The organism is Devosia enhydra (assembly GCF_900119845.1).
Lineage (GTDB): Bacteria > Pseudomonadota > Alphaproteobacteria > Rhizobiales > Devosiaceae > FPKU01.
The window spans coordinates 83,171-107,770 of sequence record NZ_FPKU01000001.1; the positions used below are offsets into that span (position 1 = coordinate 83,171).

Genomic DNA, 24,600 nt, shown 5'->3' on the forward strand with positions numbered 1-24,600 from the left:
CGCATAGCGCTCATGGCCTTGCTGCGCTCCGTTTGCCGCCAACGGCCCGCCCTCATGCTTCGAGACGCCCCTACGGGGCTCCTCAGCATGAGGGCTTGTTTCGATCCGGGCCCGCGATGGCGATCGGCCCCTTAAATCTCAGCCCTGGGGGCGGCGGTGGAGCCGCGGATGATCAGTTCGGCGTCGATCCGCTCGGGCAGGGTGACGTCGTGGCCTTCGAGATAGTCGACGACGTAGCGGCCGAGCTTTTCGCCGATGGTGCGGGCCGGGATGTGGATGGTGGTCAGCGGGGGATCGAGATGTTCGGCGAGGTCGACATCGTCGAACCCCACGATGCTGAACTCCTCGGGGACGGAGTGGCCGGAGCGGCGCGTCTCGATGAGGGCGCCGGAGGCGAGATAATCGTTGGCGCAGATGACGGCGGTGGGGCGGGGGCTGGTTTCGAGCAGCGCCCGCATGCCCTTGCGCCCCGATCCGATGGTCCAGTCGGGCACCGAGACGAAATGCTGCGGCCTCACCGCAATGCCGGCCTGCGAGAGTGTGTAGGAAATGCCCTCGATGCGCTGGCGGATGCGATCATTGCCCTCGAAGGGGCGGGTGATGACGGCGAAATCGCGATGCCCCAGATCGATGAGATGCTGGGTGAGCTTGCTCATTTCGACGAAATTGTCGAAGCCGATGCAGTTGGGTCGGCCGTAGCGGCCCGAGGTGTAGGCGATGACGGTGAAGATGCCCTGCTCGTCGAGCATGGAAAAAAGCTCGGGCGGATGATCCTCGCCCATCATGATCATGCACTCCACCCCCTGCTGGATCATCTTGGAGACCTGCGACACCGTGCGCTCGGCATGGTGATAGGGGCGGCCCAGGAGCAGCGTGTATCCCGAATCGCCAAGCGTGCTTTGGAGCGATTCCAGCATGGCGGCGATGGTCTGGTGACCGAGCGTGGGAATGAGCGCGCCGACGGTGCGGGTGCGGAGCGTGGCGAGCGCCTGGGCGGCGCCATGGGGGATCCAGCCCAGCTGCTTGATGGCCGCATGCACCTTTTCACGGGTGCGGGCCGAGACGGTGTCGGGCGCGTTGAGAACGCGCGAGGCGGTGGCGGTCGAGACATCGGCGGCGCGCGCCACATCCTCGAGCTTCACCCGGCTGGGCGAAGATCGCCGGCTGCGCTTCTGCCTTGTCTTGTCGGTCGGCTCCACGCAAATGCCTTTCATCACACTGCAGAGTTTGCAAAGATCGCCCGCCGGGCATCAGCACCCTAGCAAGTTCAGCCCTGGATGCGAAGCGCTTTCATCGCGGCGCAGGCGGCGCCGAAGCCATTGTCGATATTGACCGCGACGATGCCGGGCGCGCAGCTGGCAAGCGCCGAATGCAGCGCCACATGCCCGTCGCGGCTGACGCCATAGCCCACGGAGGTGGGCACGGCGATGACGAGGCCGGGCACGAGACCGCCCAGGACTGAGAACAGCGCCCCCTCCATGCCGGCCACGGCGATGATGACGGAGTGGCTGCGGATGACCGCGATCTTCTCCATCAGGCGCCAGAGCCCGGCCACACCGACATCCTGAATGACCGGCGCCTGCCAGCCCGAAAAGGCGAGCGTGCGCGCGGCTTCAAGCGCCACGGGCGCGTCAGAGGTGCCAGCGGAGACGATGCAGATCGGGCTTTCCAGCCCGTTTGCGGGGGCGCTGCCGAGGATGGCGGTGCGGGAGACGGGATCGTAGTCGAGGGCGCCGGGTGCAGCGGCATTTAGGGCGGCGAACTGCGCCGCCGTCATGCGGGTAAAGAGCATGCGTTCGCCGCGCTCGAGTGTCTCGGAGAGGATGCGCGACAGCGCTGCGACAGACTTGGTTTCGGCCAGCACGGCCTCGGGAATGCCGGTGCGCGCGCCGCGCCCCCAGTCTCCGGTAAAATCGTCCGACATCATGTCTCCAAGGCTCGCCGCTGGCCTGTGGTTTTGAGCGCTTCCAGCACCGCATTCAAGCCAAATCCATGCTCAGGCGCTGGACAAAATGGAAGCGCTTACGTAAACCGGTCGCTGCGCCGCCGTGGCGCCGGATTTTCGGGTTGCTGCCATGTCATCGAGCCCCAAGGGGATGCGCAAGGGCCTTGCCAATTACGGCGATGCCGGGTTCTCGCTGTTTCTGCGCAAGGCCTTCATCAAGGCCATGGGCTATTCCGACGATGCGCTGGACCGGCCCATCATTGGCATCACCAACACCTATTCGGGCTATAATGCCTGCCATCGCAACGTTCCCGACATCATCGAGGCGATCAAGCGCGGCGTGATGCTGGCGGGCGGGCTGCCGATCGACTTTCCGACGATCTCGATGCACGAGGCCTTCTCGCACCCCACCAGCATGTTCACGCGCAACCTGATGTCGATGGATGTCGAGGAAATGGTGCGCGCCCAGCCCATGGATGCGGTGGTGCTGATCGGGGGCTGCGACAAGACCGTGCCGGCCCTGCTGATGGGCGCGGCCAGCGCCGACGTGCCGGCGATCCTGACCGTGACCGGCCCGATGATCACCGGCAGCCATCGCGGCGAGCGGCTCGGCGCCTGCACCGATTGCCGCAGGCTCTGGGGCCAGCATCGCGGCGGATCGATCGGCGAAGAAGAGATCGAGGAGATCAGCGGCAAGCTGGCGCCGGGGCCGGGCACCTGCATGGTGATGGGCACGGCGAGCACCATGGCGCTCTGCGCCGAGGCGATGGGCATGATGTTGCCGGGTGGCGCGGCGATCCCCGCCGTGCATGCCGACAGGCTGCGCCATGCCGAGGCCACGGGCCGGCGTGCGGTGGAAATGGCGGCTGCCGAGACCGGCGTGCGCCCCACCGAGATCATGACAAAGGCCGCGATGCGCAATGCCATGCGCGTATTGCAGGCGGTGGGCGGTTCGACCAATGGCGTCGTGCACCTGGCGGCGATTGCCGGGCGACTGGGCTTTGACCTCGATATGGAGGATTTCGACCAGATGGGGCGCGAAACCCCGGTGCTGGTCGACCTCAAGCCGACGGGGCAGGGCTATATGGAAGATCTGTTCAAGGCCGGCGGGCTCAATGCGGTCTTGCGCAACATTGCCCATCTGCTCGAGACCGACTGCGTGACGGTGAGCGGCCGCACGCTGGCCGAGGATATCGAAGCCGAGCCGATGTGGAAGCAGGATGTGGTGCGCCCGCTCGACAACCCCATCCATTCGGGCGGCGGCATCCGGCTGTTGCGCGGCAACCTTGCGCCCAATGGCGCGATCATCAAGCAGGCCGCGGCAACCGCTTCGCTCTTGAAGCATCGCGGGCGGGCGGTGGTGTTCACTTCGCTCAAGGACCTCGCCGAACGGGTTGACAGCCCCGATCTCGATGTGAAAGCCGATGACGTTCTGGTGCTCCAGAATGCCGGGCCCAAGGGCGCGCCGGGCATGCCGGAATCGGGCTATCTGCCGATCCCCAAGAAGCTTGCGGCGCAGGGCATCAAGGACATGGTGCGGATTTCGGATGCGCGGATGAGCGGCACGGCCTTCGGCTCGATCGTGCTGCATGTGAGCCCCGAGGCCGCCGATGGCGGGCCGCTGGGGCTGGTGCGCGATGGCGACATGGTCGAGCTCGATGTCGAGGCGGGCCGGCTGCATCTCGATGTCAGCGACGAGGAGCTCGCCGAGCGCCGAAAGGGCTGGGCGCCGCCCCCGCATGAGGATGTCGAGCGCGGCTACAAGCGGCTCTATTTCCAGCAGGTGCTGCAGGCCGAGCATGGCTGCGATTTCGACTTCCTGCGCAAGCACCCGCTCAACACCAAGTCGCTCTAGGAGGCCGGGATGCCGTCCGTCGCTTTTCCGCCGATGGCATTCGGCTTTCTCGAAAAGGTGGCGCTGCCTCCGGTGCGCCGGGTGAAACTGGCGCAAAAGGGCGGCGAGAGCATCGCCGATGTGGCGGGCACCGTGCGCGCGGCGGTGCTTGCCAGTGCGCGGCTCAAGGCACTGCCCAAGGGCAGCGAGATCGCCATCGCGCTTGGCAGCCGCGGCATTTCGAAAATCCCGGTGATCGGGCGGGCCATCGTCGATGCCGTGCGCGAGCTGGGGCTCTCGCCCTTCATCGTGCCGGCCATGGGCAGCCATGGCGGGGGCACGGCCGAGGGGCAGGTGGATGTGCTCAAAAAGCTCGGCCTGACCGAAGACGCGCTCGGCGCGCCGATCCGCGCGACGATGGATGTGGTGGATCTCGGCGCAACCCCGCAGGGCGCGCGCTGCAAGTTCGACGCCAATGCGGCAAAGGCCTCAGGCATCATCGTGGTCAACCGGGTGAAATCGCACACCACATTCGACCGCGAGATCGAAAGCGGGCTCGTGAAGATGGTGGCGGTGGGCCTGGGCAAGGCTGAGGGCGCCCGCTCGGTGCACCGCACCGGCCCGACGGCGTTTCTCGACGTGCTGCCGGCGCTGGCCGAGGTGGCGCTCAACGCCGCGCCGATCGCGCTCGGCATCGCGCTGGTGGAAAACGCCAAGAAGCAGCTCGTGGCCATCGAGGGTGTCGCGCCCGAAGACTTCTTCGAGAGCGACAAGCGGTTGCTCAAGCTCGCCAAATCCTTCATCGCGCGGCTCCCCTTCGGGCGGATGGATGCGCTGGTGGTCGAGCAGATCGGCAAGGATATCAGCGGCGCCGGCATGGATTATGCGGTGATGGGGCGCGCCGATCTGCGCAGCATTCCCAACCCGCCCGAACCCTTCGCCGCCCGGGTGACGGTGCTGGGGCTGTCGGAGGCCACGGGCGGCAACGGGCTGGGCATCGGGCTGGCCGATTTCACCACCATCGATGTGGTGGACAAGATCGACCTGCAGCAGATCTACATGAATTCGCTGACCTCGACGCTGGTGGAAAAGTCGCGCATCCCGATCGTTCTGCGCAACGATCTCGATGCGCTGCGGGCGACGGTTTCGACCAGCTGGTCAAGCGATGACCTCTCGACGCGGCTCTGCTTCATCCGCTCGACGCTGCATCTCGAAGAAATCCTGATCTCGGAAGCGCTTTTGTCCGAAGTCGAGGCGAGCGGCCGTGCCAGCGCCATCAGCGAGCCTTTCGACCTGCGCTTTAGCCCCGAGGGGCGGCTTCTGAGCCGCGCCTATGCCAGCGACGAAGCCTGAGGGCGAAGGAGCACATCATGACATTGCGCGTCGCCATCATCGGCTGCGGCTGGGTCGCCGGTTCGCAGATGAGCTTCGGCTTCGACCATCTCAAGGATCGCTACAGCGTCGCCATCGCCTGCGACAGTGATGTGGGCAAGGCGCGGGCCTTTGCCGACACCCATGGCATCGCGGGCATTGCGACCGATTATGACGCGGTGCTGGCCGACCCGGATATCGAGGTGGTCAGCATCTGCACCCCACCCTCGCTGCATCATCCCATGGTGATGGCCGCGCTCAGGGCCGGCAAGCATGTGATCTGCGAAAAGCCCTTCACCAGCTCGCTCCGGCTCACCGACGAGATCATCGCGGAAGAGGCGAAGGGCAGGGCGCGGGTGATGCCGATCTTCCAGTATCGCTTCGCGCCGGGCATCCAGCGCATCCGGCAGATCCTCGAAACCGGCATTGCGGGGGCGTGCTACATCGCTTCGGTCGAGACGGCCTGGAAGCGCGGGGCGGAGTATTACGCAGTGCCGTGGCGGGGCAAGTTCGCCACCGAAATGGGCGGCGTGCTGCTGACCCAGGCTATCCACATCCACGACCTGCTGCTCTATCTGCGCGGGCCGGCGGCGGAGGTGAAGGCGTTCAAGACGACGCGGGTCAACCAGATAGAGGTCGAGGATTGCGCCGTGGCGGCGGTGCGGATGGAGGACGGGTCGCTGGCCTCGCTGACCGCGACGCTGGGCTCGCAGCGGCCGGTGACGCGCATCCGGCTCTGCTACGAGAACCTGACCATCGAGCGGCAGTGCTTTGATGCCGAGGCGCCCAAGCCGGGCGAGGAGCCTTGGATCATCGTGCCCAAGAACGACGAGATCGCGGCCCGCATCGCGGCGATCCCGATCACGCCGCTCGAGCACACCTCGTTCGCGTACCAGTTCGCCGCCTTCCACGATGCCCTTCGCGATGGGGGCGAGATGCCGGTGAGCCTTGCCGATGCGCGCCGCTCGATGGAACTGGTGACGGCGCTTTATCATGCCTCCGAAACCGGCGAGACGGTGAGCCTGCCCATCGGCGCGGATCATGAGCGCTATGGCGGCTGGATCACGCCCAACTCCTACAGCCGCTATTCAACCGCAGCGTCCCAGATGCGAGCCGCAAATGGACTTTGACTATATCATCGTGGGCGGCGGCACGGCCGGCTCGGTGCTTGCGAGCCGGCTTTCGGCCAACCCGGGCAACAGCGTGCTGGTGATCGAGGCGGGCGAGGATACAGCGCCCGGCCGTGTGCCGAGCGAAATTCTCGACAGCTTTGCCGGGCTTGCCTATCTCAACGACCGGTTCCTGTGGAACGATCTGCGGGTGACCACCGAGCAGCGCTCGCACAACCGGCCCGAGATCGTGCCGCGCCAGCGCAAATACGAGCAGGCGCGGGTGCTTGGCGGGGGCTCCTCGATCAACGGGCAGTTCGCCAATCGCGGCGCCCCCGACGATTACGATGAGTGGCAGACGCTGGGCGCCAAGGGTTGGACCTGGACCTCGGTGCTGCCCTATTTCCGCAAGCTCGAACGTGATTATGATTTCGAAGGCCCGCTGCATGGCAAGGACGGGCCGATCGCGATTTCGCGCATCTTCCCCGATCTCTGGCCCGAGCACGCCAAGGCGATGGCGCGCTCGCTGGAAGCGGCGGGCTACCCCTATCTGCCCGACCAGAACGGCGAGTTTGTCGACGGCTACTATCCGGTCGCGATCAGCAATGTATATGACCGAAGGGTTTCGGCCTCGATCGGCTATCTGACGCCCACCGTGCGGGCCCGGCCCAATCTGCGCATCCTCACCCGCACCGAGGTTTCGGGCCTCGTGATGGAGGGGCGGCGCTGCATCGGGGTGCGCGCGGTGGCAGGCGGGGCGGAGACAACCTATCGCGCCCGCGAGGTGATCGTTTCGAGCGGCGCGATCTATTCGCCGGCGCATCTTTTGCGCGCGGGTATCGGGCCGGCGGCGGAATTGAGGGCGCAGGGCATCGAGGTGCTGCATGACCTGCCGGGCGTCGGCAAGCGGCTGATGGACCATCCGGCGGTGGCGATCGCCGCCTTCATCAAGCCCGAGGCGCGCATCAACGGGCTGACGCGGCGGCACCTGATGCTGGGCGTGCGCATGTCGTCGGGCCTCGAGGGCGTGCCGCGCGGCGACATGGCCGTCTCGATCTCGACCAAATCGGCCTGGCACAAGGTTGGCGACCAGCTGGGCACGGCCAATATCTGGGTCAACCGCACCTATTCGGATCGCGGCGAGGTCAAGCTCAAATCCACCAACTGGCGCGACCAGCCGCAGGTGGATTTCAACCTTCTGGCCGACGAGCGCGACATCGTGCGGCTTGCCGCCGCCTTCCGGCAGATGGCGGCGATCATCCTGTCGCCGCTGGTTGCGCACGCCATCTCCGATCCCTTCCCGGCAAGCTACAGCGACAAGGTGCGGCAGGTGGCGGCGATAACGCCCAAGAACCGGCTGCTGACCAGCATTCTCGCGCGGCTGCTCGACGGGCCGCCGGCCTTGCGCAGCTTTCTCATGAAGACGCTGATCCTCGAGGGGGCGCCGCTCGAGGTGCTCTTGAGCAACGAGGCGGAGCTCGAAGCCTTCGTGCGCCGGGCGGCCGTGGGCGTGTGGCACGCCAGCTGCTCGTGCCGCATGGGTGCCGACACCGACCCGATGGCGGTGGTGGGCAGCGATACGCGGGTGCGGGGCGTCGATGGCCTGAGGGTGGTGGATGCTTCGATCTTCCCGACCATTCCGCGCAGCAATACCAGCATTCCCGTGATCATGGTGGCCGAGCGCGTCGCCGATCTCATCCTTGCCGAAGACGCGGCAAGACGCGCCGCCTGAGGGCGGCTTCAAAAGCCTCCGGCCGTGCGGGCGGAGGCGCTTCATCAATGCGCCGGACCGGCCGGGCTCCCTCCGAGCCCGCAGGGGATCGGCGAGGAGGACGACATGGCCCATCTGGCTCTCCCCGAGACCCCGCGCGGCTTTTCCGCGCTCATCGATGGCCGCTTCATCGCGGCGAGCGAGCGCGAGGCGATCACGCGGGAAAACCCGGCCCATCGCCGCCCCGTCAGCCTCTATCCCAAGGCGACGCGCGAGGATGCGCAGGCGGCGCTGACCGCCGCTCGTCGTGCCGCCGACCAGCGCGTGTGGTCCTCGCTCTCGGGCGCCGACCGGGCACGCATGCTGATGCGGGTGGCCCAGCTCATCGACCAGCACCGGGTGGAGTTGCGCGAGATCGAATGCCTCGAAGTGGGCAAGCCGATCGGGCTCGTCGACCGCGAGATCAATGGCGCCATCGCGCATTGGGAGTATGCGGCAACTCTGGCCCGGCACACCTATGGCGACACCTATGATCAGCTCGGGGGCAACAGCCTGGCGCTGGTGTTCCGCGAGCCCGAGGGCGTGGTCTCGATGATCACGCCGTGGAATTATCCGCTGCTGATCCTGAGCCAGAAGCTGCCCTTCGTTCTGGCGGTGGGCGGCTGCGCGGTGGTGAAGCCAAGCGAATTGACCTCGGGCACGGCGCTGCGGCTGGGTGAACTGATCATGGAGGCCGGCATTCCGGCCGGCGTCGTCAACATCATCGCCGGCACGGGCGTGGACCTCGGTGATCTCATCACGCGGGCGCCCGAAGTCGACATGGTGACCTTCACCGGCTCGACGGCGGTGGGCCGCATCATCGGCCGCAATGCCGGGGAGACGCTGAAGAAAGTCTCGCTCGAACTGGGCGGCAAGGCGGCCCATATCGTGTGCGCCGATGCCGACCTGACGCTGGCGGCCGAAAAGGTGGCGCTGGGCGCGACCCGCAATGCCGGGCAGGCCTGTGTGGGCGGGCACCGGCTGCTGGTGGATGCGCGCATCGCCGATGAATTCGTCGAAGCGGTGGAGCGCGAGATCGGCAAGCTGGTGGTGGGCGATCCGCTCGATCCGGCGACCACGATGGGGCCGGTGGTGAGCGCCCAGCAGTTCGCGCGCGTCAACGGCTATATCGCGGCCGGCAAGGCGGCGGGGGCCGAGCCCTGGCAGATGCAGGCGCGGCCGGGCGTGCCGGATGGCTATTTCGTGCAGCCCACAGTGTTCACCGGGGTGGCCGACACTATGTCGATCGCGCAGGAGGAAATCTTCGGGCCGGTGCTGTCGGTGATGCGGTTCACGAGCCACGACGAGGCGCTGCGGATTGCCAATGGCACCGCCTATGGGCTTTCGGCCGGCGTCTGGACCCGCGACATGGATACGGCGTTCTCCTTCGGGCGCGGGTTGAAGGCGGGGACGGTGGAGGTCAACACCTTCCTTGCCGGGGCGCCCGAATTGCCGTTGAGTGGACATGGCGACAGCGGCGTCGGCCATGAGCGCGGGCGCTTCGCCATCGAGGAGTTCACCAAGCTGCGCACCGTCCAGATCCAGCTCCAGCCGCCACGGGGATGAGGTGACAAAAACCCCTAGGCTCTCGGCCATCCATCTCGATGCCGTGGGCGGCATTGCCGGCGACATGTTCGTGGCCGGCATGCTGGATGCGTTGCCGCATCTGGAGCGCGGGGTGATGGCTGACCTCGCGGCGCTGCTGCCCGCCGAAGCCGGGCGGCCGGTGCTGTCGGTGGGAGAGAGCGGCGGGCTCAGGGTCAGGCGATTCGGGCTCGAGGCGGCTGGGCACGCGCATCATCACCATCATGGGCATGCGCATGCCCATCACGATCATCACCATGGCACCTCGTTTGCGGCGCTGCGGGCGCGGATCGCCGGGGCCCGGCTTTCGACCGGCACGGCGGAGGCGGCGATCGGCATCCTGACGCTGCTGGCCGAGGCCGAGGCCAAGATGCATGGCGTGGCGATCGAGGCGGTGCATTTCCACGAACTGGCGGACTGGGATTCGCTGATGGACGTGGTGGCGGCCGGCAGCATCGTTGCGGCGCTGGGGCCGGTGGACTGGTCGGTTTCGGCGCTGCCGCGCGGGGCGGGGCTCGTGAAGACCCAGCACGGATTGCTGCCCGTGCCGGCGCCGGCGACGGCCGAACTGCTTGCGGGCTTTGCGCTGCGCGACGACGGCATTGGCGGCGAGCGGGTGACGCCGACGGGGGCGGCGATCGTGAAATTTCTCGTCGATCCGGCTCGGGCGCCAGTCTCCGGCCGGCTGGTCGCGAGCGGCATGGGCGCGGGGACGCGGACGCTGCCGGGCATGCCCAACATCCTGCGGGTGCTGGGCTTTGCGGCCGAGGCGAAGGTGGCGGGCGAGAGCGTCGTCGTCATCAGCTTCGAAATCGACGACATGACGGGCGAGGAAATCGGCATTGCGGCCGAGCGGCTGCGGGCGACCGAGGGCGTGCTCGACCTGGTGCTCGTGTCCGTCGCCGGCAAGAAGGGCCGGCCGGCAACGCAATTCCAGCTGCTGGTGCGTCCGGGTGACGAGGATGCGGTGGCGCGGACGTGCCTGTTGCAGACCTCGACGATCGGGCTGAGGCTGCGGGAGGAAAAGCGGATGATCTTGCCGCGCAGTCTCGCTGGTGACCCGGATGCGCGCATCAAGCGGGTGACGCGGCCCGATGGCAGCGAGACGATCAAGGCCGAAAGCGACGATCTGGCTGTTGGTGACACACTGGCCGAGCGGCGGGGTCTGGCGCGGCGGAGGGAGGGGCAGTGAACGAGCTCGACCCCATCGCCGCAGCCGAGGCGCGGCTTGGCGCCGTGCTCGACAGGCTCGGGCCGCTGGCGATTGCCGTCAGCGGCGGGGTCGACAGCATGACGCTGGCGTTTTTCGCCCATCGCCATGGGGCGGAAATGGTGCATGCCCTTTCGCCCGCCGTGCCAATGGCCGCGACCGAGCGGGTGCGCCGGCATGCCGTGCGGCTGGGATGGGCGCTGACCGAGACGCGGGCAGGGGAGTTTTCCGACCCCGATTATCTCGCCAATCCGGTCAATCGCTGCTTTTTCTGCAAGGCCAATCTCTACGACCGGATCGCGAGCCTCACGACCCGTACCATCGCGTCCGGTGCCAATCTCGATGATCTGGGCGATTATCGGCCGGGGCTGCTAGCAGCCGCCGAGCGGCGCGTGGTGCATCCGCTGGTCGAGGCGAGGATCGACAAGAGGATGGTGCGGGCGCTGGCGGCGCGGGCCGGGCTCGGCGATCTTGCAGAACTGCCGGCCCAGCCCTGCCTATCGAGCCGCGTGGAGACGGGCATCGCCATCGATGCCGACGATCTGGGGTTTATCGACCGGGTGGAGAGCGCGGTGCGGGGGCTGACGGGGGCGAGTGTCGAAACGCGCTGCCGGATCACCCATCAGGGCGTGGTGCTGGAACTCGACCCCGATGATCCCACCCATGCCGACGCGGCGGCGGCTGCGATGGCGCTCACCGCCGAGACCGGCCGGCGCTGGGCCGGCACGCGCCCCTACAAGCGGGGCGCGGCCTTTTTGCACAAGACCTGATCAGGCCGCGATGGCGCGGAGCGCATCGAGCGCCGCGACGACTTCGGGGGCCGGCTCCACCGCAACCAGAGGCGCGCGGACACGGGCAAAGCCGGGCTGGCCGTGGCGATAGCCGGCCAGTGCCTTGACCATGGGCACCACCGGATGGCGCGCCACGGCGTGGTAGAGCGTCTCGACCGCAGCAAAGATCGCGTCGCTGCCCTCGGCGCCGGCCGAGAGCGCAGCGAGCTGGCGGGTGGCGAAATTGCCATGGCCGGAAATAGCGCCCGCGCCGCCCATGGCGAGGGCCTGGGGCAGGAAGATCTCGTTGCCCACGAACACTTCGAGATCGGGGAAGCTCGCGATGGAATTATGTACATGGCCCCAGTCGCCGACGCTGTCCTTGAGCGCGGCGATGACGGGGCCGTGCCGATCCCTGAGGCTGCGGATGACCTTGGGTGCGATGGCGACGCCGACGACGCTGGGGATATCGTAGAGCGTCACGCGCATCCGCGAATCATCGACGGCATCGATGACCTGGCTCAACGCCGCCTCGATGCCTTGGTCGCTGACGCCCTTGAAGAAGAAGGGCGCGATGACGAGCGAGCGCTCGACGCCCTGTGCCAGGGCATGGCGGGTCAGCTCCACCATGTCGGGCAGGGCGGCGGCGCCGGTGCCGACGACGAGCTTTTCAGCCGGCGTGCCGGCGGCGAGCAGGCCTTCGAGGATGGTGCGGCGTTCGGCGACGCTGAAGGACTGGCCTTCGCCCAGTGTGCCGAAAAGCACGATGCCCTCGGCGCCATCGGCGAGGGCGGCCTTGCACAGCATGTCGAGCGCCGCGACATCGCAGCTGAGATCGGCATTGAGCGGAGTGATGGTGGGAACGAACAGCTTGCCCATGGGGGCTCCTTGATGGCGACGGCTCTGGCGGTTCAGGCGACGCGGTAGCGGCGCCAGGCCTCTTTTGTGAATTCGACGCCATGGCCCGGGCGGTCGGGGACGACGATCTCGCCATCCTTCACCAGCAACTGGTGGGTGAGGAGATCATCCATGAAGGGGTAGAACTCGACAAAGGTGGCGCGCGGCAGCGAGGCAGCCACATGCACGCTCAGGACCGACATGAAATGAGGTGCAAAGCCGATGCCGAAGCTGTCGGCGACATGGCCGATCTTCATGGCCTCGGTGATGCCGCCCACAAAGCAGATGTCGGGATTGACCACATCGGTCACCCCCTCGCGGATGAACGGCATGAAATCACGGCGCGAAAAGACGTGCTCGCCCATCGAGAAGGCCATGGGAAGGGCGGAGCGCAGGCGGCGATAGCCCTCGATATCCTGCGAGAGGATCGGCTCTTCGAGCCAGAAGACGTTGAGATCGGCGAGCCGCTTGCCCAGCCAGAGCGCTGCGGGCAGGCTCAGGCGCTCATTGGCGTCGCACATGATGAGCGGCTCGGGCCCGATGGCCTCGCGGACGGCGCGCACGCGGTCGACATCGCGATCGGGCTCGCGGCCGACGCGGATCTTCACCGCCTTGAAGCCATCGGCGATATAGCCGGCCGAGAGGCTGACGAGATCATCTATGGGCAAAGACGGGCTGGCCTTGCCGCTGCCATAGCAGGGGATGGTGGCCCGCGACCGGCCGAGCGCGCGCGAGAGCGAGAGGCCGGCCATGCGGGACTTCAGGTCCCACAGCGCCACGTCGATGGCCGAGATCGCCATCGAGGCGATGCCATAGCCCAGCCGGTGGGTGAGGTGGAAAAGCTCGGCATTGATGGTCTCGACCTCATGGGCTTCGCGGCCCTTGAGGCGGGGCACGAGGATGTCGTCGAGCAGCGCCTTGACCGCGCCGCCCCCGCCATGGTCGGAGGTGAAGGTCCAGCCCGTGCCGGTCTCGCCCGAGCTGTCCTCGAGGGTGACGCCGATCAGTTCGAACTCCTCGTCGGCCCGTTCGGCCGCCGCGCGGTTCGAGGGAAAGCGCAGCATCCAGCTTGATGCCTTGGTGATGGTCATGAGCGGACCTTCCGGATGGAGTTTGCGTCAGTCCCTGAGCGCGACGGTGCGCGAGGGGTCGAAGACGAGGGTGACGGGCTCGCCCTTGCGGGCACGGATGGGGGGCGTCGACTGCACGCGCAGCTCGATTTCGGGCGCGGCATCGAGGCGGACGAAATAGTCGACGAGCCCGCCGGTGAAGATGGTGTCTCGGACGGTGCCGGTGAGGCTGTTCATGCCGGGCGCAATGGCGGCGCCGGCCCCGAGCACGGTGATTTCCACCGGGCGCACGCAGATCTTGAGGGGATCGCGGGCGGTCTCGATGGCGCCGGCGGCGGCGCGGATGGGCTGGCTGGTGCCGAGGCGCCCGACAAGGCTCTGGCCATCGCGGGAGGCGCCCGAGAGCGTCAGGATATTGGCGAGCCCGATGAAGGCGGCGACGAATTCGGTTTCGGGCAGGCTGTAGATCGTGGTGGGATCGCCCGACTGCACGATCCTGCCCTCGCGCATCACCGCGATGGAATCGGAGAGAGCAAGCGCCTCTTCCTGGCTGTGGGTGACATAGATGGCGGTAATGCCGAGCCGCTGCTGCAAAGAGCGGATCTCGAAGCGCATCTGCTCGCGCAGCACCGCGTCGAGATTGCTGAGGGGTTCGTCAAAGAGCAGCGTGCGGGGCTCTGAGGCGATGGCGCGGGCGAGCGCGACGCGCTGCTGCTGGCCGCCGCTCAGCTGGCTCGGATAGCGCTCGGCGTGGCTCGGAAGGTTGACGATATCGAGAACCTGCCGGACCTTGTCGGCGATCTCGGCCTTGCCGAGCTTTTTCTGCGCCAGCCCGTAGCCGACATTCTGGGCCACCGTCATGTGCGGCCAGAGCGCGTAGGTCTGGAACACCATGCCCATGTCGCGGGCCTCGGGGGGCAGCATCTGCCGCCCCTCCGAGAGCACGATATCGCCCGAGCGGATCGAGCCGGCCGAGGGGGTCTCGAGCCCCGCGATCATGCGCAATGTGGTGGTCTTGCCGCAGCCGCTGGAGCCTATCAGCGAGACCATGTGGCCGGCCGGGACATGCAGGTCGATTCCCCGGACGGCGTGATAATTGCCGTAGGTCTTTTCGAGCCCGAGAAGATGAAGGTCGTGCGCCTGACCCTTGTGATGTGCGCGGTCCTGCGGTGCCATGCCCGTCATCCTCTCAGTGTCGATCAGCGGCCGAAGGCCTTGGCGAACTCGGCCGTCTGGGCCTCGCGATTGGCGGTGACGAAGGCGGAATCGACCGGCACGATGTTGATCTGGTCGAGCGGGGTGCCGCCCGGCAGGGTGTAGGTCACATCGTTGCGCACCGGCGCGCAGCCCAGCGCATCGGGCATCACGCTCTGGCCTTCGACGCTGACGACGAAGTCGAGCCAGGCCTGGGCGGCTTCCTTGTTGTCGGAGCCGGCGAACATGGCGAAGGCCGAGATTTCGCCAGGCGAGCCTTCCGGCGGCCAGACCAGCGCGGTGGGATCGCCGCGACGGGCCGAGGTCTGCCCGTTGGCGAGCAGCTGGATCCCGATGGGGCGTTCGCCGCTGGCGGTCAGGTCGCGGATGGTGCCGTGCGAGCCTTCGAGCCGGGTGCCATTGGCGGCGAGGGCCGAGAAGAACTCCCAGCCCGAGCCGGCGACGTTCTGGGCCGGCAGGTACTGCGTCTCGAACCAGAGGAAGGAGTGCACGGACTGCGAGCTGGCCGGATCGGCCATCGCCACCTTGTCCTTGTATTTGGCATCGGTGAGGTCGGCCCAGCTCTTGGGCGCGTCGGCCGCGGCGATCTGGTTGGTGTTGTACTGGATGAGGTAGGGGTTGACGCAGGCCGGGATCACGAGGTTCTCGGCATCGCGCAGCGCCTCGCGCACGCCATCGAGACCGGCAGGGGTGTACGCCTCGAAAGCCGTGTGGCGGGACTGCAGCGCGTTGATCGAGGCTTCGTTGAGGCCCACGACGTCGGCGCGCGGGCTGTTGGCGCGCATTTCGAGCTCGATGGTGGAGAGCAGCTCCTCGCCCGGCTGCACCGAGACTTCGACGGTGACGCCCGGATGGACCTTGTTGAAGGCCTCGATGAGCGGGCGCATGTGCTCGTCGGGATAGGCGGAGTAGATCTGCAGCGATCCGCTCTGGGCAAGCGCCGGCGCGGCTGCGAGGGCGGCGAAGGCCGCGAGCGCGGTGGTGGTCAAGAGGCGAGACGTCATCATTTCACTCCCTTTGGTTTTTTAGTCCGCGTGATGCGGGTCAGGCGAGTTGCACGCCGCGTAGCAGGCCCGAGCGCCGGGCAAACCATGCGGCGAGACCGAACAGCACGCCCACGACGATGAAGATGGACATGCCGAAAGCGCTGGCGACCGCGAGCCCGCCATTGCCGCTCCAGATGCCGAGCAGCGCCGTCGACAGGGTCTGGGTGCCGAAGCCACGCAGGATCACCGAGGCGGAAAGCTCGGGGATGGCCATGATGAAGACGAGCAGCCAGGTGTAGACGATGGCGGGCAGGATCAGCGGGGCGGTAATGCGCAGCAGCGTCTTGAGCTCGCTTGCCCCGAACACCCGCGAGGCTTCCTCGAGCTCGGGCGCGATCTGGAGCAGCGTGGTCTGGCTGTTGCGCACCCCGAGCGGAATAAAGCGCGCGAGATAGGCCACGAGCAGGATGGTGGGCGTGCCATAGATGCCCAGCATGTTCATCGGCCAGTTGAGGTAAACGACGATGAGCGCAAAGGCGAGCGCCGTGCCCGGAATGGCGAGCGGCAGGATGGCGAGATAATCGAGCAGCGCCCGGCCGCGCGCCTTGACCCTCAGGATCACGTAAGCGACGACGACGCCCATCACCGCGACGAGGGTGGCGCTGGTGGTGGCGAGCGTGAGGCTGAGGGTGGCGGCCTTGAGGATGCCGGGATCGGTGAAGACCACGCGGTAATTGTCGAGCGTCCAGTTGTCGCCCGAAAAGCCGTTGCCGATGCTCTTCATCAGGGAGGCGGCGGTCATCGCGCCGTAGGGAATGACGAGCGAGACGACGCCATAGACGAGCCCGAGCGCGGTCAGGAGGTGCGTGCCCCAGCCCAGATCGATGGTGCGGGCGCCAAACGACTTGCCGCCCAGCGTGCGGTAGCGCTCGACATGGCGCACGGCCCAGCGCTGGATGAAGAGCGCGATCAGCGAGAGCCCGATCAAGACCATCGCGGCAACCGAGGCGGTGGCGAAATTGAGCCGCACCAGCGCGTCGCGGATGGCGACCGTCAGCACGTTGATGCCCAGCATCTGCGGCGGGCCGAACATAGCGAGGCTGGTGGCGAAGGCGAGGAGCGCCCCCGAAAGCATGGCGGGGCGCATCAGCGGCAGGGTAATGTCGCGCACCGCCCGCAGGGCCGAAGCGCCGCGCACGCGAGCGGCTTCCTCGAGCGCCGGATCCATGTTGGTGAAGGCGGGCACCAGCGCGAGGAAGACGAAGGCGACGCCATTGGGCAGAGCGGTGAGGATGAGGCCGCCGAGCGAGAAGACGTTGAGCGGCCCCGATGCGCCCTCGATGCCGAAGGCGCCGCGGATCAGCACGTTGAAATAGCCCACATTCGGGCCCGCCAGGAGGATGTAGCCCATGGCGAGGAGGAATTCGGGGCTGATCAGCGCGATGATCATGGTGGCGCGCACGAGGCCCTTGAAGCGCATCTCGGTGCGGGCGACCCCGAAGGCCAGCGGCCCGCCGATGAGCAGCGACAGCCCGGCGATGCCGACCGCGACAAGCAGGCTGTTGAGCGTGGCGGTGAGCAGGGCGCTGCTGGTGAAGAAGGCGGCGTAATGATCGAGGCTGACGCCTTCGTCAAAGACGCTGCTGATGACGATGACGCCGACCGGCAGAGCGACGAGAAAGAACAGCCAGAGGATCGAGACGAACCAGGCCAGCCAGCCCCAGTTGACGGCAAAGCGCTGCGAGCGAGCCGGAGGATCGGTTCTGAGCGTGCCGGTCGTCATCGGGGATGCGGTTCCTTCCCTTGCCTTCGCCTTGCGTTGGTGCGCAGGAGAGCGCCGCAACATGTCAGACAGATTATCCAAGTACGCATATTGATTTGCGGCTGTCAGGCAGGTGTAGTCAACAAAATTGGCAGTTCGAGGTCAATAGGCGCTGGTAGCGTTATCGCCGACTATTTTTACTGAGGTTTTCTGTCTTACAGCTTTACGCGGGTGAGCAATTGCTCGCTCGATGCCGCGACGGCCTGCTGTGCGGCAACGAGCACCGGGACCATGTCGAGCGCCAGCACGAGGCCGGGGGTCATGGTTTCCCCGCGCGCCCGGGTCTCGAGCAGTTCAATGATGGCGCGGCCGAAGGCGCCGACCCGGTCATAGAGCGGACCGGTGAGGGCCAGCCCCTCGTCTTCGGGGCCGAATTCATAGCGCTCGTAGAGCCGGCCGGGCGGGGAGTCATGGCCGATATCGATGCGGGAGGTGGCGCCGTTCTCATGGATCAGGTCGAGCCGATAGGTGCCCTGGGCGATACACTCGCCGCTGATCGAGGCCACGGGCCCGAGCACGCTGAGGAGGGGTGTGAGGGTGTGGGCCCCGACATCCCAGAGCGTCGCATCGGGAGCCTTGCGCCAGAGCGAGCCGGCATAGGGGCTGTCGGCCTGCTGGGAAACCGACTGGAAGGTGACATAGCCGCTGCGTGGGGCAGCCGCACGCGCCCGTTCGATGAGCCCCGCGGTTTCAGGGATGTGGCGGCGGGTGAGAAAGCAGGTGCCGGTGACACCGGCTTCGGCGATGGCCTGCCGCAGGCTCTGGGCATCGGCAATGCTCTGGGCGGCGGGCTTTTCGAGGATTACATGCTTGCCCGCCGCGATCGCGCGCAGCGCCAGTTCGGGCTGGAGCGCCGGCGGCATGGCAAAGCTGACCGCATCGACCTCCGCCAGCATTGCGTCGAAATCGGCGAAGGCGCGGATGCCAAGCGTGTCCGCGAGCAGTTCGCGGCGTTCGGCATTGCGGCCCTGGACCCCGACCAGCGTGACCCCGTCCGCCCGTTGCAGGGCCGGCAGATGCACGGTGCCGGCCCAATGGGCGGTGCCGCAGACCCCGAAGCGCAGGCCCGCCACGATCAGCGCACCGGCCGGAGGGTGGCGATGAGCCGCCCGAGATCGGGCTCGGCCTCGATGGCATGGACGATCTCGATCGCCTCGCGCGCCGCCTTTTCGGAGATGACGGTGCACATCAGCTCCATCGCCTTTTCATGCACCTGCTCGGTGGTCATCGGGTTTTCCTTGCGGCCGAGCACATGCAGGCCCTGGGCGGCGGAATAGGTCTGGCCGCCGCAATCGATCTCGACGCGGGCCTCGAAGCGGTCCTGGCCGGGCTCTTCGTCAAGGAAAGTGATGCGCTTGCCCATCGCGAGGATCGCCGGATCCTGCATCTTGGCGACGTCGTGCGAGGCATCGAAATTCAGCCGGCCCTCGACGAGCGTCGCGGCCATGCAGTGGCGCAGGTTGAGGTCTGGCATGCGGTTCTTGTCGCCGATGACCTTGTACCAGTCCGAAAGGTAGCGGATGCGCACGGCTTCGACGCGCGAAGCATCAAAGCCCGGGTGGGCCATGATCTCTTCCACCGCCGAGAGCGGAGCGGCGATGGGGAAGCCGACGGAGTATTTCTTGATGTCGGTTTCGAGGATCTTGTAGCGCGTGCCGAGCTCGTGGAGCAGCCGCTCAGGCTGGGTCTTGGGCGAGATGGCCTCGAAGAGATTGCGGTCTGAGGGATCGACCACATCGCCGCTGCCGGTAAAGCCCGAGGCGACGAGGGCTGCCGCCTTGACGCCATTGCTCGCCGGCATGCCCGCAAACACATAGCTCTTGAGGGTGTGGGCATCATCGAGCCGCCAGGTGGTGAGGCCCGAGGCTTCCTGCGCGAGATAATTGAGCAGAATGCGGAAGCGCTCGGCATCGAAGCCCATCAGCGCGCCCGAGGCATAGCCGGCCCCGAACAGCGGGCCATAGCCATGGCAGGAGAGCGAGGAGCGGGCAAAGCTCATGGCCGGCGACAGCGCCTCGCCGAAGCGGATGGTGGTTTCGTAGCCGAGGAATACCGCGTTGAGGAAATCGCGGCCGCTCGCCTTCCGCCCTTCGGCAACGGCGAGCGCCGCCGGCAGCACGCCGCAGCCGGGATGGGTCTGGCTGGTCTCGTGGCTGTCGTCGGATTCATCGGCATGGGCGGCCATGCCATTGGCGAGCGCCGCATCGATCATCGAGACCTTGATGTCGGTGGCGATCACCGAGGCCTCGGCGCGGCTGCCGGTGGCGGCAGCATAGCGCTGGCCGGCAATGCCCGCCTCGAGCGCGGCGCCCGAGACGATGGCGGCGATGCTGTCGATGATGTGGATCTTGGTCTTGAGCACCACCTCATCGGGTAGTGTCGCGCTGCGCGTCTCGGCGGCAAAGGCGGCGAGGCGGTGGCCATGGGCGAGGGGCATGGTCATTGCGCAGCCTTCCCGGACATCTGGCCGGCGATGAAGAGGCCGATATCCATCGTTTGAAGATCGGCCGCGACCCGGACGGGGAAGGGGATCTGCGAGAGCACGTGCTTTTGAAGCTCGATACCCGGCGCGATGGCGAAGAGTTCGAGCCCGTCCGGGGTGAGGCGGAACAGGCCACGATCGGTGACATAGGTCACGGTCTTGCCGGCCGCGAGGGCGCCCCTGGCGTTGAAGGTGATCTGCTCGACATCGGGCACGAAGCGCTGGATGCGGCCTTCGGTGGTGACGGCGAGGCCGGTTTCGCCCAGATCCTCGACCAGCCCGCCGGTGGTCAGCGTGCCGCAGAAGAACAGCGTCTTGATGCCATGAACGATGTTGATGAAGCCGCCGCAGCCGGGCAGCATCCCGGAGAACTTGCTGACATTGACATTGCCGTGCCGATCGACCTGCCCGAAGGAGAGCACCGAGACGTCGGGGCCGCCGCCCTCGTAGAAGTGGAAGACCTCCTGCTGCTCGAAGATCATCTCGAGATTGCGCGAGACCCCGCCCACCTTGGGCCAGCCACCCATCGGGCCCTGCTCGACGGTGAAATAGATGTCGCTGCGGCCGGCGCGACGGGCGGCCTCGGGCACGTCATACATCGGGATGCCGGCGCCCAGATTGACCATTGCGCCCTGCGGCAGCCGCTCGACCACGGCCCGGGCGACGAGATCGCGCGGCAGGTTGCGATCATCGGGCGGGGCGAGTTCGGCGCGGGCGGCCCCGGTGATCACCGGATCCTGCTCGTCTTCCCACGGCTCGGGGGCGACCACCACGGCATCGACGATGGCGCCCGGAATGAGCCCCATGCGCGGATGGATGTCGCCGATATCGACGAGGCGGTTGACCTCGGCGATGACGATGCCGCCGCTGTTATGGGCCGCCAGCGCGCAATCGAGCACGCCATGGCTGAAGGCCTCGCGATCGAAATAGAGATTGCCGCGGCTGTCGGCGGCGCTGGCCTTGACGAGCGCCACATGCACGGGCTCGCAGGGGTAGTAGATCATCTCGTGGCCGGCCAGATCGACCACCGAGCTCATCGGGGCGCTGGCGGCGGCGTTGACCCGGCCACCTTCGATGCGCGGATCCACATAGGTACCGAGCCCCACGGGGGTGGCGAGGCCGGGGCGGCCAGAGGCCTGCGCGCGCAGCCATTGCACGATGGTGCCCATGGGAAAGTTGTAAGCGGCAAAGGCGTTTTCGGCGATGCCGACATTGAGCTCGTGGGTGGAGGAGCGGCTGAAGCTCGAGACGATGATGCGCCGCATCAGCCCCTTGCGGGCCAGCCGGTTGAGGCCGGTGGTCATGCCGCCCTTGCCGCCGCGGCTGCGCTCGATCATGGCGGCGGCGATGACGGTGAGGTCGCCCGGCGCGCCCTCGGTGGCGAAACGCTCGGCCACGGCGGCGATGATGCTCTCGGGCGCCACGCGATAGCCGCCCCCGGAAATGGCGATGGTGGCACCGGCGGGAACGAGGCGCGCGGCCTCCTGGGCATCGACGATCTTCACGTATCCCTCCTGGCTGGCTAATAGGGTCTCGACAGGGCAGGGCGGACGCGTCCACAATTCCCCGGCCAGCGCTATAGTAACCCGTTACTGTAGCGGTTACTGTCGGTCAAGGCTTATCGGGCGCCAGGGTTTATCGGGCAAAGGGTCCACATGGACGAGACGGCACCACCAACACGCAGGACGGGCTCAGGTCGCGGGCGGGCGAGCGGGCGCGTCGGCATCCGCGACGTGGCGCGCGATGCCGGTGTGTCGGTGGCAACCGTATCGCGGGTTCTGGCCGATGACGGCTATCCGGTGTCGGAAGCGTCGCGGCGCAAGGTGCTCGAATCGGTGGCGCGACTGAATTTCGTGCCCAACGACCTGGCGCGGGGGCTCTCGCAGGATCGCACCAACACGGTGGGCGTGATCGTGCCTAATCTCGCCAACCTCTATTATGCCCGGGTGCTGCTGGGGGTGGAGGAGGTGGCGGCGCAGAACGGCATGTCGATCATCTTCTGCAACACCAACCACAACCTCGCCAATCGCGAGCGCGACATCAAGCTGCTGCTGCAAAAGCGGGTGGATGGCATCATCATATGCGGCAGCGGCACCGATTACGAGAACAGCGCCGGCCGCCTCGCCGACGGGCCGGCGCCCTTCGTGGTGCTGGGACGCAACGAAAAGCTCGATTATCCGGCGGTGCATGCCGACAACCGGCGCGCAGGATATACCGCGACCCGGCATCTGGTCGATCTCGGGCACACCCGCATCGCCTTTCTGACCGGGCCCGAGCGCTGGTCGGACGGCAATGATCGGGTGGCGGGCTACAAGGCCTGCCTCGCCGATCATGGCCTCGATTTCGACCCGGACCTGCTGATCCGCTGCGATTTCGCCGAGCAGGATGCCTATGAGCGCATGACCCAGCGCGGACACGCCGGCATGGGCTTTTCGGCCTGCCTTGCCGGCAATGACCGCATCGCGCTCGGCGCCATGGCGGCGGCGATCGACCTGGGGCTGCGCGTGCCGGAGGACCTGGCCTTTGTCGGCTTCGACAACATTGCCACCAGCCTCTACATGCGCCCATCGCTCACCACCATGGACATGCCGGCCCAGCGCATGGGCGCAGAAGGCATGCGGCTGATGCTGCGCATATTGGCGGGAGAGGCGGTGCCCTCGCGCACCGTGTTCGATGCGGCGCTGCTCGTGCGGCAATCCTCGGGCGGCCTGCGCTAAACGATCTTGACCGGGGTTGGCGCGAGGGCGTATCCAGTAACCGGTTACTATCGTTTTCCGAGGGGTTTTCATGTCGAGCGCCTTGCGCAGCGGCGTCATTCCGGCGCCCGTCATGCCGTTCAATCTCGATGCGTCGCCGGACTGGCCGACCTTCGAGCGCTACATGGCCGAACTGGTCGAGGGTGGGGCGAGCGCCATCGCGGTCAACATGGCGGCCGCCGAAGTCACCTCGCTCGAGCATTCCGAACAGCTCGAAGCGGTCGAGCGCACGCGCCGGGTCGTGGCAGGCGCCGTGCCGGTGGTGGCCGGGCTGGTTGCGACCTATACGCAGGGCGCGGCCAATCTCGCGAAGCGCCTCGTCGATGCCGGGGCCGAGGGCCTCGTGGTGTTTCCGCCGCTGCCGACCTTCAGCTCCAAGCCGATCAAGCCGCAGATGATTGCCGACCATCATGCCGGCATCGCGGCGGCGGTGGACGTGCCGCTCGTCGCCTTCAATACCGGCAACGCCACCTACCCCAAGGGCACCATCAAGGCGCTGGCCGAAATCCCGACCCTGGTCGCGATCAAGGATGCGGCGTTCAACATCGAGCTCTCGGCCGAGATGGTCGATGAGGCCGCCGAAACCGACGGCCGCATCGTGGTGATGACGGGCAACGACACCTTCATCGTCGAGGCGCTGCTGCTGGGATCGCCCGGCGCGCTGATTGGCTATGCCGGCACGGCGACGGCCGAACTCGTCGCCATGCAGCGCCACGCGGCAGCGGGCCGGGCCACCGAGGCCTATGAGATCTGGGGGCGGCTGGGGCCGCTCGCCCGGCTGATCTGGAGCGCGCCGCTGCGCGATTATCGCCCGCGCATGAAATACACCCTGATGCGGCAGGGGGTTCTGCCCAACATGGTGACGCGCGCGCCCCAGCCGGGCATCGAGCCGGCCGACAAGGCGGCCATCGACGCGCTGTTTGATCGCTACGGCTATGCCGATGCCCGCTATCGGCCGCGCGGCCGGGCCTGAGGAGACTGAAGATGGCAGACCTTTCCAGCCACATCCGCCTCGAGCATCTCGAGGGCCATGTCGCGCTCATTCGCATCGAGCGCGCCGAAAAGCGCAATGCGCTGCACAGCTCGATGGTGATCGAGATCGGCCGCATCATCACTGCGCTCGAAACGGACGAGACGGTGCGCGCGGTGGTGATCACCGGCACCGAGCAGATCTTTGCGGCCGGCGCCGACATCAAGGAGATGCTCGAGCGCGGGCCGGCCGGCACCTCGAACAATCCCGACCGCGTCGCCGCCTGGCGCCGGATCGAGAATTTCTCCAAGCCCATCATCGCGGCGGTGAACGGCATCGCCTTCGGTGCCGGCAGCGAGCTGGCCCTGACCTGCGATTTCATCATCGCGGGCGATAATGCCCAGTTCGGCCAGCCCGAAGTGAAGATCGGCGGCATGGCCGGCGATGGCGGCACGCAGCGCCTGCCGCGCAAGATCGGGCCCAATGTCGCCTCATACATGCTGATGACCGGCGACCCGATCGGGGTCGAGCGCGCCTACCAGCTGGGGCTGGTGGTGGAAATCTGTACGCCCGACAAGACCGTCGACCGGGCGGTGGAAATCGCCCGCACCATCGCGCTGCGGGCGCCGGTGGCGGTGCGCAACACCAAGGCCTGCATCCGCGTCTCGGTGGGCGCGACGCTCGAAAACGGCATCGCCTTCGAGCGCGATGCCATCTGGCGCAATGCGATGACCGACGACAAGCTCGAGGGCATGCGCGCCTTCACCGAAAAGCGCGCGCCGGTGTTCACCGGCAAGTAAGGCGCTCGGCCCATCCCACACGTCACAGC

Annotated in this window: 20 protein-coding genes; 10 read left to right on the forward strand and 10 right to left on the reverse strand. The window is 67.1% G+C overall.

Annotated elements, in window-relative coordinates; all coding sequences use genetic code 11:
• Positions 1-131: 131 nt before the first annotated feature.
• Both BT183_RS00380 and larB read right to left on the reverse strand, forming a co-directional pair.
• Positions 132-1,214 carry a LacI family DNA-binding transcriptional regulator gene (locus BT183_RS00380; protein ID WP_072338456.1) on the reverse strand — a complete coding sequence of 361 codons (1,083 nt, stop codon included), beginning with the start codon at positions 1,212-1,214 and terminating at the stop codon, positions 132-134.
• A 53-nt stretch (positions 1,215-1,267) separates the two neighbouring features.
• On the reverse strand, positions 1,268-1,924 hold the full coding sequence (gene larB / locus BT183_RS00385; protein ID WP_072341285.1) for a nickel pincer cofactor biosynthesis protein LarB: 657 nt from the start codon (positions 1,922-1,924) through the stop codon (positions 1,268-1,270).
• Between the two features lie 172 nt (positions 1,925-2,096).
• Between larB and BT183_RS00390 the strand changes: the two genes are divergently transcribed.
• The 7 genes from BT183_RS00390 to larE all read left to right on the forward strand — a co-directional run bounded on the left by BT183_RS00390 (position 2,097) and on the right by larE (position 11,573).
• Positions 2,097-3,800 (forward strand): IlvD/Edd family dehydratase, encoded by a 1,704-nt coding sequence (locus tag BT183_RS00390; protein ID WP_244545225.1) that lies wholly within the window; start codon positions 2,097-2,099, stop codon positions 3,798-3,800.
• A gap of 9 nt (positions 3,801-3,809) precedes the next feature.
• Positions 3,810-5,132: a nickel pincer cofactor-dependent isomerase, group 22 gene (locus tag BT183_RS00395; protein ID WP_143145587.1), complete on the forward strand. Its 1,323-nt coding sequence runs from the start codon at positions 3,810-3,812 to the stop codon at positions 5,130-5,132.
• 17 nt (positions 5,133-5,149) lie between these two features.
• Positions 5,150-6,280: a Gfo/Idh/MocA family protein gene (locus BT183_RS00400; RefSeq protein ID WP_084603146.1), complete on the forward strand. Its 1,131-nt coding sequence runs from the start codon at positions 5,150-5,152 to the stop codon at positions 6,278-6,280.
• On the forward strand, positions 6,270-7,991 hold the full coding sequence (locus BT183_RS00405) for a GMC family oxidoreductase (protein WP_072338460.1): 1,722 nt from the start codon (positions 6,270-6,272) through the stop codon (positions 7,989-7,991). Before BT183_RS00400 ends, BT183_RS00405 begins: the two co-directional genes overlap by 11 nt.
• Before the next feature lie 105 nt (positions 7,992-8,096).
• Positions 8,097-9,575, forward strand: coding sequence for an aldehyde dehydrogenase family protein (locus BT183_RS00410; RefSeq protein WP_072338461.1), 1,479 nt, complete (start codon positions 8,097-8,099; stop codon positions 9,573-9,575).
• A 1-nt stretch (position 9,576) separates the two neighbouring features.
• On the forward strand, positions 9,577-10,785 hold the full coding sequence (gene larC, locus BT183_RS00415; protein WP_244545226.1) for a nickel pincer cofactor biosynthesis protein LarC: 1,209 nt from the start codon (positions 9,577-9,579) through the stop codon (positions 10,783-10,785).
• On the forward strand, positions 10,782-11,573 hold the full coding sequence (gene larE, locus BT183_RS00420) for an ATP-dependent sacrificial sulfur transferase LarE (protein WP_072338462.1): 792 nt from the start codon (positions 10,782-10,784) through the stop codon (positions 11,571-11,573). Before larC ends, larE begins: the two co-directional genes overlap by 4 nt.
• Here larE and BT183_RS00425 read toward each other — a convergent pair whose 3' ends face one another.
• The 8 genes from BT183_RS00425 to BT183_RS00460 all read right to left on the reverse strand — a co-directional run bounded on the left by BT183_RS00425 (position 11,574) and on the right by BT183_RS00460 (position 21,550).
• On the reverse strand, positions 11,574-12,452 hold the full coding sequence (locus tag BT183_RS00425) for a dihydrodipicolinate synthase family protein (RefSeq protein WP_072338463.1): 879 nt from the start codon (positions 12,450-12,452) through the stop codon (positions 11,574-11,576). It abuts the gene before it with no gap.
• 32 nt (positions 12,453-12,484) lie between these two features.
• Positions 12,485-13,561 carry a mandelate racemase/muconate lactonizing enzyme family protein gene (locus tag BT183_RS00430; protein WP_072338464.1) on the reverse strand — a complete coding sequence of 359 codons (1,077 nt, stop codon included), beginning with the start codon at positions 13,559-13,561 and terminating at the stop codon, positions 12,485-12,487.
• Between the two features lie 27 nt (positions 13,562-13,588).
• The gene (locus tag BT183_RS00435) at positions 13,589-14,716 is read right to left on the reverse strand and encodes an ABC transporter ATP-binding protein (RefSeq protein WP_072341290.1); all 1,128 of its coding nucleotides are present in this window, start codon (positions 14,714-14,716) and stop codon (positions 13,589-13,591) included.
• A gap of 23 nt (positions 14,717-14,739) precedes the next feature.
• Positions 14,740-15,759: an ABC transporter substrate-binding protein gene (locus tag BT183_RS00440; protein ID WP_177282330.1), complete on the reverse strand. Its 1,020-nt coding sequence runs from the start codon at positions 15,757-15,759 to the stop codon at positions 14,740-14,742.
• A 40-nt stretch (positions 15,760-15,799) separates the two neighbouring features.
• A complete protein-coding gene (locus BT183_RS00445) occupies positions 15,800-17,524 on the reverse strand; it encodes an ABC transporter permease (protein WP_072338466.1) in 1,725 nt (574 codons plus the stop codon).
• A 194-nt stretch (positions 17,525-17,718) separates the two neighbouring features.
• On the reverse strand, positions 17,719-18,636 hold the full coding sequence (locus tag BT183_RS00450) for a Gfo/Idh/MocA family protein (RefSeq protein ID WP_072338467.1): 918 nt from the start codon (positions 18,634-18,636) through the stop codon (positions 17,719-17,721).
• Positions 18,637-18,638: 2 nt separating this feature from the next.
• The gene (locus BT183_RS00455) at positions 18,639-20,006 is read right to left on the reverse strand and encodes an MmgE/PrpD family protein (protein WP_072338468.1); all 1,368 of its coding nucleotides are present in this window, start codon (positions 20,004-20,006) and stop codon (positions 18,639-18,641) included.
• Positions 20,003-21,550 (reverse strand): malonate decarboxylase subunit alpha, encoded by a 1,548-nt coding sequence (locus tag BT183_RS00460; RefSeq protein ID WP_072338469.1) that lies wholly within the window; start codon positions 21,548-21,550, stop codon positions 20,003-20,005. The genes BT183_RS00455 and BT183_RS00460 overlap by 4 nt, the downstream gene beginning before the upstream one ends.
• A 150-nt stretch (positions 21,551-21,700) precedes the next feature.
• On the opposite strand from BT183_RS00460, the gene BT183_RS00465 reads away from it, so the two are divergent.
• The 3 genes from BT183_RS00465 (at position 21,701) to BT183_RS00475 (ending at position 24,571) form a co-directional block, all read left to right on the forward strand.
• On the forward strand, positions 21,701-22,762 hold the full coding sequence (locus BT183_RS00465) for a LacI family DNA-binding transcriptional regulator (RefSeq protein ID WP_072338470.1): 1,062 nt from the start codon (positions 21,701-21,703) through the stop codon (positions 22,760-22,762).
• 70 nt (positions 22,763-22,832) lie between these two features.
• Positions 22,833-23,774 (forward strand): dihydrodipicolinate synthase family protein, encoded by a 942-nt coding sequence (locus BT183_RS00470; protein ID WP_072338471.1) that lies wholly within the window; start codon positions 22,833-22,835, stop codon positions 23,772-23,774.
• A gap of 11 nt (positions 23,775-23,785) precedes the next feature.
• Positions 23,786-24,571, forward strand: coding sequence for an enoyl-CoA hydratase-related protein (locus BT183_RS00475; protein ID WP_072338472.1), 786 nt, complete (start codon positions 23,786-23,788; stop codon positions 24,569-24,571).
• The last annotated feature ends 29 nt before the right edge of the window (positions 24,572-24,600 follow it).